19 protein-coding genes are annotated in these 15,644 nt (G+C 62.4%); 6 read left to right on the top strand and 13 right to left on the bottom strand.

All coding sequences use genetic code 11. The features are described 5' to 3' along the window. Positions 1–57: 57 nt before the first annotated feature. The 4 genes from aroC to ISS99_RS18085 all read right to left on the bottom strand — a co-directional run bounded on the left by aroC (position 58) and on the right by ISS99_RS18085 (position 3,184). Positions 58–1,146: a chorismate synthase gene (aroC, locus tag ISS99_RS18070; RefSeq protein ID WP_204633006.1), complete on the bottom strand. Its 1,089-nt coding sequence runs from the start codon at positions 1,144–1,146 to the stop codon at positions 58–60. A 99-nt stretch (positions 1,147–1,245) separates the two neighbouring features. Beyond that, positions 1,246–1,803, bottom strand: a complete 558-nt coding sequence (locus tag ISS99_RS18075; protein WP_204633007.1) for a GNAT family N-acetyltransferase — start codon at positions 1,801–1,803, stop codon at positions 1,246–1,248. Between the two features lie 55 nt (positions 1,804–1,858). Continuing rightward, a complete protein-coding gene (prmB, locus tag ISS99_RS18080) occupies positions 1,859–2,779 on the bottom strand; it encodes a 50S ribosomal protein L3 N(5)-glutamine methyltransferase (RefSeq protein ID WP_284343697.1) in 921 nt (306 codons plus the stop codon). A 78-nt stretch (positions 2,780–2,857) separates the two neighbouring features. Beyond that, positions 2,858–3,184, bottom strand: coding sequence for a cupin domain-containing protein (locus ISS99_RS18085; protein ID WP_204633009.1), 327 nt, complete (start codon positions 3,182–3,184; stop codon positions 2,858–2,860). Between the two features lie 67 nt (positions 3,185–3,251). Between ISS99_RS18085 and asd the strand changes: the two genes are divergently transcribed. Both asd and ISS99_RS18095 read left to right on the top strand, forming a co-directional pair. Further along, positions 3,252–4,097, top strand: a complete 846-nt coding sequence (asd, locus tag ISS99_RS18090) for an archaetidylserine decarboxylase (protein ID WP_204633010.1) — start codon at positions 3,252–3,254, stop codon at positions 4,095–4,097. 152 nt (positions 4,098–4,249) lie between these two features. Next, positions 4,250–4,687, top strand: coding sequence for a hypothetical protein (locus ISS99_RS18095; RefSeq protein WP_204633011.1), 438 nt, complete (start codon positions 4,250–4,252; stop codon positions 4,685–4,687). A gap of 11 nt (positions 4,688–4,698) precedes the next feature. Here ISS99_RS18095 and ISS99_RS18100 read toward each other — a convergent pair whose 3' ends face one another. Next, a complete protein-coding gene (locus ISS99_RS18100; protein ID WP_204633012.1) occupies positions 4,699–6,183 on the bottom strand; it encodes a transglycosylase SLT domain-containing protein in 1,485 nt (494 codons plus the stop codon). Positions 6,184–6,341: 158 nt separating this feature from the next. Here ISS99_RS18100 and greB point away from each other — a divergent pair, with 158 nt between their 5' ends. Both greB and ISS99_RS18110 read left to right on the top strand, forming a co-directional pair. Further along, positions 6,342–6,845, top strand: coding sequence for a transcription elongation factor GreB (greB, locus tag ISS99_RS18105; RefSeq protein ID WP_204633013.1), 504 nt, complete (start codon positions 6,342–6,344; stop codon positions 6,843–6,845). A 106-nt stretch (positions 6,846–6,951) separates the two neighbouring features. Beyond that, positions 6,952–7,920 carry a sulfotransferase family protein gene (locus ISS99_RS18110; protein ID WP_204633014.1) on the top strand — a complete coding sequence of 323 codons (969 nt, stop codon included), beginning with the start codon at positions 6,952–6,954 and terminating at the stop codon, positions 7,918–7,920. 4 nt (positions 7,921–7,924) lie between these two features. On the opposite strand, the gene ISS99_RS18115 is transcribed toward ISS99_RS18110, so the two are convergent. The 4 genes from ISS99_RS18115 to ISS99_RS18130 all read right to left on the bottom strand — a co-directional run bounded on the left by ISS99_RS18115 (position 7,925) and on the right by ISS99_RS18130 (position 11,405). Then, positions 7,925–8,737, bottom strand: a complete 813-nt coding sequence (locus ISS99_RS18115) for a DUF3025 domain-containing protein (RefSeq protein ID WP_204633015.1) — start codon at positions 8,735–8,737, stop codon at positions 7,925–7,927. A 13-nt stretch (positions 8,738–8,750) separates the two neighbouring features. Continuing rightward, complete coding sequence (gene rimO / locus ISS99_RS18120; protein ID WP_204633016.1) at positions 8,751–10,070, bottom strand: 30S ribosomal protein S12 methylthiotransferase RimO; 1,320 nt, start codon at positions 10,068–10,070, stop codon at positions 8,751–8,753. Between the two features lie 182 nt (positions 10,071–10,252). Continuing rightward, entirely contained in the window at positions 10,253–10,912 is a 660-nt protein-coding gene (locus tag ISS99_RS18125) for a hypothetical protein (protein ID WP_204633017.1), read from the bottom strand. Positions 10,913–11,060: 148 nt separating this feature from the next. Then, a complete protein-coding gene (locus tag ISS99_RS18130) occupies positions 11,061–11,405 on the bottom strand; it encodes a nuclear transport factor 2 family protein (protein WP_284343696.1) in 345 nt (114 codons plus the stop codon). 187 nt (positions 11,406–11,592) lie between these two features. Here ISS99_RS18130 and ISS99_RS18135 point away from each other — a divergent pair, with 187 nt between their 5' ends. Both ISS99_RS18135 and ISS99_RS18140 read left to right on the top strand, forming a co-directional pair. Then, positions 11,593–12,267, top strand: a complete 675-nt coding sequence (locus ISS99_RS18135) for a dienelactone hydrolase family protein (protein WP_204633018.1) — start codon at positions 11,593–11,595, stop codon at positions 12,265–12,267. Further along, positions 12,264–12,689 (top strand): HIT domain-containing protein, encoded by a 426-nt coding sequence (locus tag ISS99_RS18140; protein ID WP_204633019.1) that lies wholly within the window; start codon positions 12,264–12,266, stop codon positions 12,687–12,689. The genes ISS99_RS18135 and ISS99_RS18140 overlap by 4 nt, the downstream gene beginning before the upstream one ends. Before the next feature lie 55 nt (positions 12,690–12,744). Here the strand turns inward: ISS99_RS18140 and ISS99_RS18145 are convergent, their stop codons facing one another. The 4 genes from ISS99_RS18145 to apbC form a co-directional block, all read right to left on the bottom strand. After that, positions 12,745–13,257: a hypothetical protein gene (locus ISS99_RS18145; protein ID WP_204633020.1), complete on the bottom strand. Its 513-nt coding sequence runs from the start codon at positions 13,255–13,257 to the stop codon at positions 12,745–12,747. 85 nt (positions 13,258–13,342) lie between these two features. Then, on the bottom strand, positions 13,343–13,909 hold the full coding sequence (dcd, locus tag ISS99_RS18150; protein WP_204633021.1) for a dCTP deaminase: 567 nt from the start codon (positions 13,907–13,909) through the stop codon (positions 13,343–13,345). An 89-nt stretch (positions 13,910–13,998) separates the two neighbouring features. Beyond that, positions 13,999–14,541: an NADPH-dependent FMN reductase gene (locus ISS99_RS18155; RefSeq protein ID WP_204633022.1), complete on the bottom strand. Its 543-nt coding sequence runs from the start codon at positions 14,539–14,541 to the stop codon at positions 13,999–14,001. After that, complete coding sequence (apbC, locus tag ISS99_RS18160; RefSeq protein ID WP_204633023.1) at positions 14,538–15,632, bottom strand: iron-sulfur cluster carrier protein ApbC; 1,095 nt, start codon at positions 15,630–15,632, stop codon at positions 14,538–14,540. Before apbC ends, ISS99_RS18155 begins: the two co-directional genes overlap by 4 nt. Positions 15,633–15,644: the final 12 nt, after the last annotated feature.

A 15,644-nucleotide genomic window follows, 5' to 3' on the forward strand; every position in this document is an offset into this window, starting at 1 on the left:
CGAAAACACCGTGGAAGAACTGTCCCTCCCTGCCTACCGGGAAGGGATTCAACCCATTCAGGCGATTCGGGGCTTCATCTCGCCCACGTCGCCACACTGCGCGCGATGGCGCAAGGCATGGTCCATCAGCACCAGGGCCATCATTGCCTCGGCGATGGGCGTGGCGCGGATGCCGACACAAGGATCGTGGCGCCCCTTGGTCACCACCTCCACCGGCTCGCCGGCCAGGTTCACGCTATGGCCGGGAATGAGGATGCTGGAAGTCGGCTTGAGGGCGATCGAGGCACGCACCGCCTGCCCCGTGCTGATGCCCCCCAGGATGCCACCGGCATGATTGGACGTAAAGCCGTCCATATGCATCTCATCGCGATGCTGGCTGCCGCGCTGGGCGACTGCGTCGAAGCCGTCGCCGATCTCCACGCCCTTGACTGCGTTGATCGACATCAATGCAGCGGCCAGGTCGCCGTCGAGCTTGCCGTAGATCGGCTCGCCCCAGCCCGGCGGCACGCCTTCTGCCTCGACGTTCACCCGCGCACCGACCGAATCGCCGGACTTGCGCAGCGCATCCACGTATTTCTCCAGCTCCGGCACCTGTGCCTCGCAGGGCCAGAAAAACGGGTTCTGCTCGACCGCGTTCCAGTCAAAACCTTGCGGCGCGACCTCGCCAAGCTGGGCCAGATAGCCTCGCACCTGCACGCCATGGCGTTCGACCAGCCATTTCTTGGCTATGACCGCAGCCGCAACGCGCATGGTGGTTTCTCGCGCCGACGAGCGGCCGCCGCCACGCGGATCGCGAATACCGTATTTCTGCCAGTAGGTGTAATCGGCATGGCCGGGACGGAAGGTGTCGGCAATGTCGCCGTAATCCTTGCTGCGCTGGTCCGTATTGCGGATCAGCAGCGCTATCGGCGTGCCCGTGGTTTGGCCCTGGTAAACGCCGGAAAGAATTTCCACCTCGTCGGCCTCGCGCCGTTGCGAGGTATGCCGGCTGCGGCCGGTGGCCCGGCGCTCCAGGTCGTTACGAAATGCCTCGGTGTCGATCGACATGCCTGGCGGGCAGCCATCGATGACACACCCGATGGCCGGGCCATGGCTCTCGCCGAACGTGGTCACAGTGAAAAGCTTGCCGGTGGAATTGCTGGACACGGGAAAAACCAGTAGCAAAGGGAGGGGACCAGGCGCCTGGCCCGCATCGCTAGAGGTGCGAACCGCCGGCCGGTCCCGCATCTTGCCACGGCTGGACGGTCAATGCCCGGCTACCGCGCTTTTCGCCGGCCATTCGCGATCCAGCAGCGCAAAGATCACGTCGTCGGCCCACTCACCGTGCCATTTCAGGCTTTCCCTAAAATGCGCTTCCTGACGCATGCCCAGCGAACGCAGCAACGCCGCGCTGGCCAGGTTGCGCGGGTCGATCGATGCGTGCACGCGATGGGCTTTCAAGCTGCCGAAGAGAAAATCGAGCAAGGCTCCTGCCGCTTCGCGCGCATAGCCCTTGCCCTGGCAAGCCGGCGCAATGCTGATGCCGAACTCGTAGGAGCCATCCTGTTCCGTGGGTAGATGCAGGCCAAGGTCGCCGATCAGTACATCCTCGCCGGTGCGACGTATCGCCAACTGCAGCCAGCCATCGGGCTGGTCCAGCGACAGATTCTGCTGCCTGCGGATAAAGGCCAGCGCTTCGTCCGGCGAGGCCGGGCACCAGCCTTGATAGCGCGCCACGGATGGATCGGAGCGATAGCGAAAAAGCGCATCCGCATCGCTGTCGCGCAAAATATCCAGGCGCAATCGCCCCGTGGTCAATTCCACCAGCCTCTCCTCGTGATGGGCACGCATCCGCCTTTTGGCGAATCTACGGCCAGACTCAGCGACGGGCCACCGCTGCCGCGCGAATTGCCGCCGCATGCTCGACCAGCTCGCGCCGCTCCAGCGCGAACACCCCCATCGGGCCGACCTTGAACTCGATCCACACGAAGGGCACTTCCGGCAGCAGAGCGTTGAGCGCGTGCTCGCTCTCGCCCACCTCGACGATCAGCAATCCCTCTTCGGTCAGGTGATCGGCGGCTTCGTCGAGCATGCGCAGGCAGATATCCAGCCCGTCTTCGCCGGAGGTCAGGCCCAGTTTCGGCTCGTGGCTGTATTCGCCGGGCAATGCGGCGTATTCGTCTTCGGTGACATAGGGCGGATTGGAAACGATCAGATCGTATTTGCGCCCCTGCAGGCCGCCGAACAGATCCGAGCGGACCACGTCCACGCGATCGCCGACGTGCTGGAAAGCCACGTTTTCGCGCGCCAGCGACAAGGCATCGTCGCTGATGTCGACAATGTCGACCTGCCAGTGCGGGTTGTATTCGGCCATGGCGATGCCGATGCACCCCGACCCGGTACACAGGTCCAGCGCGCGCTCCACGTGCCGGCCATCCAGCCAGGGCGTGAAGCCCGACTCGATCAGCTCGGCAATCGGCGAGCGCGGCACCAGCGCGCGGCGGTCGCTCTTGAACTTCAGGCCGGCAAACCAGGTTTCGCCTACCAGGTAGGCCACCGGCAGGCGCTCGTTGATGCGTCGCTCGATCAGATTGAGCACGCGCACCCGCTCTTCGGCCGTCAGCTTGCCGGCACCGTAGGCCGGCGGGATGTCAGGCGGCAGGTGCAGGCTGGCCAGCACCAGGTGCGTGGCTTCATCGATCGGGTTGTCGTGGCTGTGGCCGAAGGTCAGCCCCGCAGCGGAAAAACGGCTGGCGCCATAGCGGATAAAGTCGATGATCGAGGCGAGTTCGGCAGTCACGTAGGCACGGTCCGGCTTGGGGATTGTGAAGTATAGCGACTGCTCATCGTTGGCCCCATGCCGATTCATACCGTCGACTCACGCAGCCTCTCCGCCGTTCGGCCCGTAATACATCACCCAGGCGCTGAAATCCCGGCTGAAATCCTCGAAATGGTGGGGTGTGCCGGCCGGCACGAACAGCAACTCGCCGGGGCCGAACGCCCGTCGCACGTCGCCGCACACGAAATAGCCCCTGCCGGCGATCACCACGCACAATTCGTCGCGCCGATGGGGCGTCTGGGTATCGATGCCGCAGGGCTGGAAAATTTCTACTTCCAGCGAGCCGTGGCGGAACATGCCAGCCGATGTTTTCCTGGCCTGGTCGAGCGCTGCCAGGGCGCTGCCTGGCGTCATTCGTTCTTGCATGCGGCCTCCCCGGAAACGAAACCAGCCCCCTGTCTGAGATTCGCTTCCTTTTCCTTATACTTGGTGGATGACTTTCAAGGTATTCCTTCAATACATCCTTCCCCATCGCGCCCTGTCGCGCGTGGTGTACTGGGCTACGCGCTGGACCTTCGTGCCCTGGAAGAACTTTCTCATCGGCCAGATCGTACGCCGTTACCAGGTCGCCATGACCGAAGCGGCGCAGCCCGATCCGTTCGCCTACCCTCACTTCAATGCGTTCTTCACGCGCAAACTTCGCCCCGATGCCCGCCGCGCCGACCCGGCGCCCGACACCCTGATCTCGCCTGCCGACGGACGCATCAGCCAGGCTGGCCCCATCGTCGACGGACGCATTTTCCAGGCCAAAGGCCAGGACTACACGGCGGCCGAACTCCTTGGCGACGAAGCCGCCGCAGCCCCCTACCGCCGCGGGCGCTTCGTCACCATCTACCTCTCGCCGCGCGACTACCACCGAGTCCACGTGCCGATGCGCGGCGAGCTGAAGGAGACCGTGCATATACCGGGCCGGATCTTCAGCGTCGCGCCGTTTGCGGTGGAAGCGATCCCGCGCCTGTTTGCGCGCAACGAACGGCTGGTCTGTCATTTCGAAGGCGAGCACGGTCCATTCGCGGTCGTCATGGTGGGTGCCATCCTGGTGTCCTCGGTGGCTACCGTGTGGGACGGGCTGGTGATACCTCCGTATGCGTCCTCGATTCGCCGCAAATCGTTTGCAGGGCAGAACATTTCGCTCGAACGCTTCAGCGAGATGGCGCGCTTCAACATGGGCTCCACGGTGATCGTGCTGTTGCCCGAAGGTGTCGCCGAACTCGACGCCCTGGTGCCGCAGCAACCCATCAAGGTCGGCGAGCGATTAGGTGAACTGCGTCACACTTAGCGCGTCACCAAGGCGTTTTCGCCTGGCCTGACATGCAAGATTTTGACGTTCGTCGTCATTTTGTGACGTTTTCGGCGCATCCCTACGTTCAGCGTCGCTATGCTCCGCGCCTAATCCGCGCGCTTGTGCGGCACTGTCTGACGAGGGGTCTCATGCAGATTGTCACCCGCCTGATCGCGATGACTCGCGCCCGCAAGCTGCAGCGCCAGTTCCAGCTCATCGAACGCAGCATCGTCGCCCTGCCCGTGCGCACGCGCTCCCGGCTGGCCATCATGACCTTGCGGGAAGTCGGCCAGGCCTCCAAGTGCGAATTCCCCCACCTCTACGGCACCGCGCCGGAACAGCGCTACATGCCGTGGGGCCAGGGTACCGAGATCGGCTTCAGCCGCGCCCAGTCGGACAACGCGGAGGTTGCCTTGCGCGGCATCGCGCTGTGGTTGGCCGTGGCTTACCACGAAACCAAGGAATCGCCGTACACCAGCCTGCAGCCCCAGCATCGCCAGTTGTTGCGCGTGCTGCGCGAACTGCGCGACGCCGGAGCCGAACGGGACGCGATGGCCCAGTGGATGCGCTCAGGGGCCGCGGCGTAAAGAAACCTAGGTCAGCGGCAACTTGGCAGTTTCAACACCTGCCCGGCCTTGACGTGATTGAACTTGAGATTGTTCATGCGGGCCACCGCCCCCTCGCTGGAGCAGTTGCTGTGCTTGCGCAAAATGCTGGCAAGCGTGTCTCCCTTGCGCACCGTGTAATGCACCACCGGATCGGCTGAAGCCGGCGGCGGATCCGGGAACACCGGCACCACGGCGTTGTGCAGGTCTGCCGCGAGAATCGGCCACGGGCCGTTGACGCAGCGCACGGCATACGCCTGCTCCAGTTGCTTGGGCACCTGCAGCACCGCTCCTGCCGGCTGTTCCTGTTGCGGATCCAGCCGCGGATTGAGGTTGCGCAACGTCCGGAACCAACCGTCCGGCATATCGTTGGCCGAACCCAGGCAGACCGTGAGTTCGGAAATCGAAGTGGCACGCTTCAGCGTAACGCTGCCGGATTGGCCATCCACGCGGGGGAAGCGCAGGTTGTAGCTATCCGGGTGCAGGAACAGCCAAGCCGCCGCCAGCACGGCGGGAACGTAGTCGCGCGTCTCCTGCGATACCTGTCCGTAAATGCGCGGGTCGTAGAAGCTCACCGACGTGTCCTCGCCCACCAGGCGCTTCATGCGTCCTTCGCCACCGTTGTAGGCGGCCAGGGTCAATTCGAGATTGTCGTTGAAAACCTTCAGCTGCTCGTCCATGTACTCGGCGTTGGCACGCGCCGACTCGGCCGGATCGAAACGCGTGTCGAAACCGTCCTGATCGCCCAGGCCAAAACGCAGCCCGGTGGCGTACATGAATTGCAGCGGCCCCGCCGCCCCCGAGCGCGATACTGCATGCACCTTGCCGCCCGATTCCTTGGCCATGATGCCGAACAGCAACGCCTCCGGCAGCCCCTGCTGCTGATATTGCGGCCACATTTCCTGGCGCAGGTATTGGTAATTGACGTAGGCATCCATCAGGTTGCCGCGCCATTGGGTAAGCCACATTTCCAGCGCTGCCTTCACCGGCCCGTTCATGGCAATCAGCTCGGAAAGCGCGTGGCCGCGCAGCAAGGTGACGCTGCGCTGGGCCTGCGGCAGGTTTTCGGCTCCCGCTTGGCCGGCAACCGGTGCGGCACCGACATCCTCGCCTTCGCCCTCGTTCGGCGTTTCGTCGCCGATAAAGCTGCCGTCCTTCAGGCGCAGCAGATGGTCGAACACGGAGAAGAAGCGCTGCGGATCGCAGCCGGGCGTAGTGCCGCAATGCGCCGAGGCATCCTTGAGCTGATCGAGCGCCGTATCCAGGGTTTTCTGCGCGGCCTGCGCATTGCCGGCACGCGTCTGCTGCAGCGCGGTTTCATAGCCCTGGCTGGCCTGGTCCAGTTGCGCGTAAAGCGCGTTGACGGAAGCCGACGGCGGCTTGGCTACCTTGCCAGATGCTGCACACCCAATCAGTTGCGTCACCCCCGCGGCCAAAAAAACCAGACGAAGGGAACGGGCAACGGAGTGGTTCGGCATGTCGGCGATACACCTGCAATGAAGGCGCAACCATAGCGGGCCGGACAAACGCAAACAACTTCTTTCCACCCCGCTACAATGCCTGGCCGCTGGCGGCCCTGCACGTGGCCCCGGCAAACTTCACCCCTATTCCCATCGTCGGTAATCGTCTTACTGCCATGACCCGTTGGCGCCCGCCTGCCCCACGCTCCACCGCCATCATCACGCGCGAAGGCTTCGAAAAGCTCAAGAGCGAGCTGGACCATCTCTGGCACGTGCTTCGTCCCGAGGTGGTCAAGGCGCTTGCCGCCGCGGCGGCCGAAGGCGACCGCTCGGAAAACGCGGAATACACCTATCGCAAGAAGCAGTTGGGCGAAATCGACCGCCGGGTGCGTTACCTGAGCAAGCGCATCCCTTCGCTGAAAGTGGCCGAAGGCGCGCCAACGGATCGCGAAACGGTTTTCTTCGGCGCCACCATCGAACTGGAAAACGTCGACAGCGGCGACAGCCTGCGCTACCGGATCGTCGGCCCGGACGAAACCGACGCCAAGCTCGGCTGGATCAGCGTCGATTCGCCACTGGCCCGCGCGGTAATGAAAAAGAAGCTCGACGACGAGTTCGAAGCCGAACTGCCTGGCGGGCGAACGCGCTTTGCCGTCGTCGGGGTGGAATACCCTGGCTGAGCCAGCCTACCCCACGCACGTCAACCAAGCCGGTTTCGATACGTTCAAGCAAACTGTCTCGAAACTGACACGTTGACCACCCCGCGCGGGGAAAGCTGCCCAGGAAATGACAAGCCACACCCAACGCCCCAGAGCCCTGCTCATTCTGGGCATGCATCGCAGTGGAACCTCCGCCGTCACCCGCGCCATCAACCTGCTTGGCGCACACATCGGCAAAAACATTCTGCTGCCCGGCCAGGGCAACTCCGAGGGCTTCTGGGAACACTTCGATGCCCTGGAGGCGAACCACCATCTGCTGGACGCTCTTGGACGAACCTGGTTCGACGTACGACGGCTACCGCCGGATTGGCTGATGCAAGCGCCGGGGCGGGACATGCTGGCGTGCATCCAGGCCGTCATCCAGAAGGAATTCGCGCCGCATCGCCTGGTCGCTTTAAAAGATCCGCGCCTGTGCCTCACCGCCCCGGCCTGGGTGGAGGCCTTCCAGTCGGCCGGCTATGCCGTGCAATGCCTGCTCGTCATACGCGACCCCAGGGAAGTGGCCGATTCGCTGCACACACGCGAAAAATGGCCGCGCGACTCGGTTTTCCTGCTGTGGTCCCACTACGTTACCGAAGCCCTACTGGAAACGCGCGGCTGCGTCCGCGCACTGATTACCTACGATCAGTTGCTTGCCGATTGGCGCAGCACGCTGCATGGCGTATCCGAAGCGCTTTCGCTGCACTGGCCCCGAAGTGAAGAAACAGCAGCGACCGACATCGATGCCTTCCTGCATACGAAACATCGTCACCACGTCGCCACGCCCCTTTCCGGCACCGAACCATCATTCGACGGCATGCCCTCGCTGACGGCAGAGCTTTATGCAAACTGCCTGGCCGTGGCCCATGGACGCAGCGACTGGACGGCCTTGGAACATTCGGCGTTGACCATGCGCGATATCTCGGATTTGTATGCGCCGCACCTCGACCATCTGCTGACCAGGCACCAGGTCGCGGAAAGTGCGCTTACGGCAAAGCTGCAAGCCTACGAGAACATCTTGAAGAACCTCGTCTCGCACGTGCCACCAAAATCGTGAGCCCTCACGGCATCCGCAACGGCTCCGGATAACACCTGCCTTCGCGCAAAGGCTGGTAGCAGGCAGCACTCAGGTGAAAGGCTTCGCCAGCACTTTCTGCGTGCCAGCCGGAAATACCAGACAATGGCAAGGGGCGTAGCTCCTGCGGATCGCGCAGCAAATGCCCTGCTGCAATCTCATCGGCGCAACGCCGCACGGCATCCTCGATCCCCGCTTCGCCGCCCGCCAAAACCACCAGCGCCTTGCCGACCAGCAACTTGCCCGGCGTCAGCGCATGCTCCAGCAGGGCATGCCCGAACACCGCCAGAGCGATCGAGCCGTCTAGCCATTTGCCGCGTTGACGCCAGAACAATTCGTACCATTGATGCGCATCCCACAACGCCAGTAATTCTGGATCGCGCAACACTACGATCAAGCCGGCCTCATCGAAATGCGTCTGCGCGCATTGCGGACGCGAACGCTCGCGCGAACCCAAACGCGCAACGTCCGCCGCCTGCTGTCGATTAAGCGCACGCTTCAAGGCGGGATAGCGCAACCAGATCATCGCGTTGAACAAGTCGTGCCAATTTTGTTCGCGCGTGGCAATCAGGCCACGGCCTGCGATGCGTTCTTCGTAATGCAGGCCATCGTCGAGCAGCTCGCGCGTCTGGGCCACGAAGCGCTCACCGGCATCGTGCGGCCAACGCGCATTGAGCGCTTCAATCGAAGGCCAATCCGAAGCGTGCAGCCAATCGCCAAAGGCATGCCAGTCGCGCAGAGGCTCCAGCGCAAAGACTGCCGGATCGACCACCTCTCGCGCTGGCGCAACGTAGCGCACGGCTGGTGCGCAATCAGTTGACCAGGCTGGCGTGCAGGTCGTGCTCGTCGGCCGACTCGACCACCACGTCCACGAACTGGCCCGCCTTCAATGCCTGGCCGTTGGCGATGTGCACGACACCGTCGATTTCCGGTGCGTCGGCAGCCGAGCGCGCCACGGCGCCATCCGCTCCGGCATGATCGACCAGCACCTTAATCGTGCGGCCGATCTTGCGCTGCAGCTTGGCTGCGGAAATCTCCGCCTGCACCGCCATGAACTGCTCCAGGCGGTCTTCCTTCAATTCTTCGGAAACCGGATTAGGGAGTTCGTTCGCCTTGGCGCCGTCCACCGGCGAATAGGTGAAAGCGCCCACGCGATCCAATTCCGCCTCGCGCAGGAAGTCGAGCAGCTCCTCGAATTCCGCATCGGTTTCGCCCGGAAAGCCGACGATGAAGGTGCTGCGCAGCGTGAGATCCGGCACCAGCTTGCGCCAGTTCTGGATGCGCTCGAGCGTCTTGTCGATATTGCCCGGACGCTTCATCAATTTGAGGATGCGCGGACTGGCGTGCTGGAACGGAATATCGAGATACGGAAGGATCTTGCCTTCCGCCATCAGCGGCATGATCTCGTCGACGTGCGGATACGGGTACACATAATGCAGCCGGGTCCAGGCGCCAAGCTCGGAAAGACCTTCGCAAAGCTCGGTCATGCGCGTGCGATAAGCCTTTTCCCGCCACGTACGCTCGGCATATTTCACGTCCACACCGTAGGCACTGGTGTCCTGCGAGATCACCAACAGCTCCTTCACGCCGCCTTTCACCAGCTTTTCGGCTTCGACCAGCACCTCGTCCACCGGACGCGAGACCAGGTCGCCGCGCATCGAAGGAATGATGCAGAAGCTGCAGCGATGATTGCAACCTTCGGAAATCTTCAGATAGGCATAGTGCTTGGGCGTGAGCTTCACACCCGTATCCGGAATGATGTCCAGCAGCGGATTGCGCTTGGGCGGCAGAGCGGAATGCACGGCGTTCATCACGCTGGCGTAATCCTGCGGACCGGTGATGGCCAGCACGTCCGGATACGACTCGCGGATCAGCTCCGAGCGCTTGCCCAGACAACCGGTGACGATCACCTTGCCGTTCTCGTGCAGCGCCTCGCCGATCGCATCGAGCGATTCCTGCACGGCTGCGTCGATGAAGCCGCAGGTGTTCACCACCACCGCATCGGCCGCGCCGTAGCTGGGCACGATTTCGTATCCCTCGACCTTCAACTGGGTAAGGATGCGCTCGGAATCGACCAGCGCCTTGGGGCAGCCGAGTGAAACGAAACCGATTTTCTGGGTGGCCTTGGACATGACCTGGGGACCATAAAAGGTTGACAAACCACAAATTATAGCTGGAATCCCAAGACTGCGCTCGAACTGCCCAGAGTCTTCGATTGCGGGACCTAATGCCCCTTCTCACTCCTCTGCGCGACGATAACCGGCGCCCGGTCAAATAAGCCCATCCGGAATCTTTCCACTCTTCGTTTTTTAACTCACTCCGGCCACTTGATCGGCGGCTTCCTGGGGATTTTTTGGCCGACAATGCGTATTGAGGCAACCGGCGGAGTAACTATCAGGGGAATTGTGTAATAAAGATAAACCTGTTCATTCCAGTCGTTGACGAAAACCTCCGCACGCTGGATTCCCTTGTGCAACGTACCCGCTGGCTGCAAACCTAACGCCGTTAAATCTTTCTCAGCCTGTTTTACAGAAAGTGTGGAGCTGCACGAAAGGTCGACCACCGAAATGGAACCCGGTTGCCATTGCATGGCCCGCCAAGTGGAAAAGATCTCGTCAGGCGGGAGATTGTCTTCATACCTCTCTACCTTAAGAGAAAGATGGCTCGAGAAAGTGCCATCTACCGATGGATTTACCAGTTGCTGGTAAATGCCAACGGTGTCAGTCGGGCTCACTTTGGCCACGTGCTGCATCTTTATACCCGCCACTTGCTCCATGTCTTCGATGCTTATATAGCTGTTATTTTTTGCCATCAAAGGAAGCAGCCTCTTCCACATGGTAGTAAGGCAGTCTTGAGACGTCAGAATTTCAGCCTGCACTAATTCTTGAGCGCTGCTGATTGGCCTGGATGTATCGTTTGCACACGATGCAATCATGAGAGATGCCACTAAAAATGCTGCCTCCAACTTTCTCATATGCTCCCCCAGGCGCATGACCATACAAAAACGATTGTGTACACATTGGATTAAAAGCGGCACCAGGACTTGAGGCAAATCACTTGTACCCCGGAGCGCCCGGTATATATCAAGTACCTCGGGGGCACCCGGGACAGCGCCAATCTACCTAGCGCTCCGAATGCAGCCGCGGCGCACCTATTTTGAACCAGGCCTTGGCAATTTTTCCCTCCGAAACTTCATAGACCGCCAGCACCTCGACCTCCCCTGGCCCCTCGGCAAATGTGCGCGTTACCCGTTCGTGGTCCACGACGAGATTGCCGACCACACTGCGGTGAAGCAATTCCCCGCGCAGATTGGATTCCTGGAATCGTGCAAGATGCCGCTCGCGAATCTGTGCCGTTCCATGGGCCAGCAGTTGCGAGGGGAACGCATAGTATGGGCAATCCTCGGCCCACCATTGCATGAAAGCATCGATATCGCGCGCGTTATAGGCTTCGAGCTGTTGCTGCACGGGAAATTCGATCGGGCGCGAAACGGGTGTATCGTGATCCATCTCGTCAACTACCTCCGAGGGCAAGCAAGGGAAAGATTTACGCCGAGCGAAACCACCGGGCGGATTCATCTTCGTGATCTGGTGCGTGCAACGCAAACTCTCTCCACGCGCGGCATCATCGCTTCCCCTTGATCAAAATCGCGATATGGGCAATCACATCAACATCCCCACCAGCGGCACCCAGTGCATCGGTGCCTACATGGCCGAAGCCGTGGGCAAACCCAAAGGCGGCATCGTGGTGATCCAGGAAATTTTCGGAGTCAACGCGCACGTTCGCAGCGTAGCCGATCGGTTTGCCGCCGCCGGCTACACCACTGTCGCACCGGCCTTTTTCGACCACCTGGAAACCGGCGTCGAGCTCGATTACACCGACGCCGGCATGCAGCGCGGACGGCAACTGGTCGGGGAATTGGGACTTGAGCGCGCCGTGGAAGACGTGGCCAGCGCCGCTGAGTCAATTGCTTCCGCAGGCAAGATCGGCACAGTGGGCTATTGCTGGGGCGGCACGGTGGCCCTGCTCTCGGCGCTCCGGCTAGGGTTGCCTTCGGTAAGCTATTACGGTGCGCGCAACGTGCCATTCCTGGAAGAAAAACCCAAAGCTCCGGTAATTTTCCATTTCGGCGAGGAAGATGCCTCCATTCCGCCGGAAGCCGTTGCCAGGCATCGCGAGCGGCTCCCGCAAATGGACGTCCATACGTACGCCGGCGCCGGACACGCCTTCAATCGGGACATCGACCCCAACCATTACCACGAAGCCAGTGCGCACCTTGCCTGGCGACGTACGCTGGCATTCTTCGACACGTATCTGGCCCGCCCGTGAGAGCTATCGACTTCACCCTCGACCCGCGTCTCGAAGCGGACACGCAGCACGTCACCTCACTGCCGCTGTGCGAAGTGCTGCTGATGAACGACGCCAGGTATGCGTGGTTGATTCTCGTGCCGCGCCGTATCGGCCTGGTGGAAATACTGGACCTGCCCATGGCAGCACAGCAGACCTTGTGGCAGGAAATCAACATTGCCGCCTCGGCGCTGCGCCAAGTGGCTTCCTGCGACAAGCTCAACATCGGCGCGCTGGGGAATATCGTGCGGCAATTGCACGTGCACGTGATCGCGCGCAAAGAGGGCGATGCCGCGTGGCCCGGCCCCGTGTGGGGGCACGGGCGTGCAGAGCCTTACACGCAGGCCGAACTGCAGTCGCTGGTAGCGCTACTGCAGCACCAACTGGCTGCACACGCGGCCTGAAGGCAAAAAAACGCCCGCATGGTGCGGGCGTTTGATACGTGACGCGAAATCCGGATCAGTGCCCGGACTGCGATTGGTCGCCGCCAGCGGCACCATAAGGCGTGCCGGCAGCATCCTTATTGGTGTCGCTGCTGGTGCCGGTGGCAGGTGCGTGATAGTCCTCCAGCGCACGTGCCTTGGTCTCCACCGGATTGATGCGCGCCAGCTTGCCGCCATCGTCATAGTAGGCAACGAAGCCGTAATCGAGCTGCAGACGCGCCATGTACTGCAAATGCTGCTTGCGGATCTTGGAATCGTCGCTGGGTACCAGCAGCACGGTCTTGGGCAGACGGCCGGTGTCTTTCAGATAGGCGAAGTGGCTGCCGGCATCGAGCGCGGAGAGCACGGCACCGTCGATCAGGAACTGACCGCTCTTGTATGCCTTGATCGTCATGTCGAACTGGCTTTGCGTCTGTGCGGTCGGGACGCTGTCCTTGCTCGCGCCACGATGGCAACCGCCAAGCACCAGCAGGCTGCCGATCAAAAGCACGGCGGCGCCGCGGCTCGGCAACGTGGAAAAACGGATCATGCGGATCTCCTGCGAATAGTCTCGGTGAGGCGAGCGAAGTGTACCGCCGCGCCGGAAAGGTGGATGAGGTGGCTGAACCCTGCGTTCAGGTCCGCGGCAAGGTCACGCCCTGCTGGCCCTGGTACTTGCCGCCGCGATCCCGGTAGCTGGTTTCGCACTCCTCGTCGGACTCGAAAAACAGCATCTGGGCCACGCCTTCGTTGGCATAGATCTTGGCGGGCAGCGGGGTGGTGTTGGAGAACTCCAGCGTCACGTGGCCTTCCCACTCCGGTTCCAGCGGCGTCACGTTGACGATGATGCCGCAGCGCGCATAGGTGCTCTTGCCCAGGCACACCGTCAGCACCTGGCGCGGAATGCGGAAATATTCCACCGTGCGGGCCAGCGCAAAGGAATTGGGCGGAATGATGCAGACGTCCGCCTGCACGTCCACGAAACTGGTCGGGTCGAAAGCTTTGGGATCGACAATGGTGGAATTGATATTGGTGAAGATCTTGAACTCGCGCGCGCAGCGTACGTCGTAGCCGTAACTGGATGTGCCGTAGGACACCAGCTTGTTGCCGTCGCGCAGCTTCACCTGGCCGGGCTCGTACGGCTCGATCATGCCTTGCTGCTCCACCATGCGGCGGATCCACTTGTCGGATTTGATGCTCACGCGGACTCCGGTGATTCGGGGTGTGCGCCAGGTTCCCCCGGGCGCAAAGGATTAAAAATACATGGTCTGGCAGCCCCTGTGCCAGTCGGCTAGGCGCCGTCCAGGTTCGCGCTGAGACAGGCAAGCACCGTGCGCAGTTCCAGACACCGCTGCGGATCCGCAAGGACCTGCGCCGGGGTGCAGCCGGCGCCCGGCAAGGCCACCCCCAGCGGCTCTGGCGCCAGCAGCCGTGCGGACATGGTGCGCAGGACCTCGCACAGCGCATCTTGCGCATGGTGCGAGCCGCGCGCGGAGGCGTTGAGCAACAGCACCGGCTTGCCTGGAAATTCCAGGCTGCCGACCAGCCAGTCGAGCAGGTTCTTGAACGCCCCGGGCACACCGTGCGCGTATTCCGGGCAGGCGATCAACAACGCGTCGCTGCATCCGACCACATTGCGCAACTGCTGTACGGGAACGGGCAGTTCGCCGCCCTCCGCGTCGGGATTGAACAGCGGCAACGCGGCAAGCCCTTCATAAAGCCTGAGCGACAGCGTTGCCGGCGAGAGTTCCTTCGCCGCCAGCAACGCGGCGGTATTGGAGGAAACCTGGCGCAGACTCCCACTCAGGCACAGTACCTGCCGCACGCGGCTCACGTGGCCGGGGTGCCCTGCACCACGATCTTGCCCAGCCCCAGCGACTTGTTGCGCGATTGGCGCGAAAGCCGGCCGGCCGTGTTGCGGGCGATCTCTCGGTAACGTGCCGCGAGATCGGAATCCGGCATGGCGGCTACCGTCGGCGTGCCGCCATCGGCCTGCTCGCGAATGCGGATGTCCAGCGGCAGCGAACCCAGATGAGGCACGTGGTATTGCTCGGCCATGCGCTCGCCGCCGCCCGCACCGAAGATGTGTTCTTCGTGCCCGCAGTTCGTGCACACGTGAGTGGCCATGTTTTCCACGATGCCCAGCACCGGCACATCCACCTTCTCGAACATCTTTAGCGCCTTGCGCGCGTCGAGCAGCGCGATGTCCTGCGGCGTGGTAACGATCACCGCACCCGCCACCGGCACCTTCTGCGACAGCGTGAGCTGGATGTCGCCGGTACCCGGCGGCAGGTCGACGATCAAATAATCGAGCATGTCCCAGCGGGTATCGCCGAGCAGTTGCATCATGGCCTGGGTGACCATCGGGCCGCGCCAGATCATCGGCGTTTCCTCATCCACCAGAAAACCGATCGACATCGCCTGCAAGCCGTGCGCACTCATCGGCGTGATGCTTTTGCCGTCGGGCGACTCGGGCCGCCCTTGAATGCCCAGCATGCGCGGCTGGCTGGGGCCATAGATATCGGCATCCAGAATGCCGACCTTGGCGCCTTCCGCAGCCAGCGCCAGGGCCAGATTGGCGGACACCGTCGACTTGCCCACCCCGCCCTTGCCCGACGCCACGGCGATGATGTTTTTTACGTTGCCCAGGGGCGCCAGGGTGCCCTGCACTTTGTGTGCGTGAATGCGGCTGCCGATGGACACGGCCGCCGCGTCGATCGTCGGGTCGGCTTCCAGCGCCTGCTTTGCCTGCGCCGCCAGAGCTTCTGCCGCTCCGGCTGCCGGGTAGCCAAGCTGGATATCCACCGAAACCCTGGCGCCATCCACGCCCACCGCGCGAATGGCGTCGGCCAGCGGGCCGCCGGTGTGGCTATCGATGAGGTCGCCGAGAATCCGGCGTACCAGAGCTTCATTCGCCTGCGTCATGGAAGAAAGGCT

This window comes from Dyella mobilis, from assembly GCF_016904945.1.
In the GTDB taxonomy this organism is placed as follows: domain Bacteria; phylum Pseudomonadota; class Gammaproteobacteria; order Xanthomonadales; family Rhodanobacteraceae; genus Dyella_B; species Dyella_B mobilis.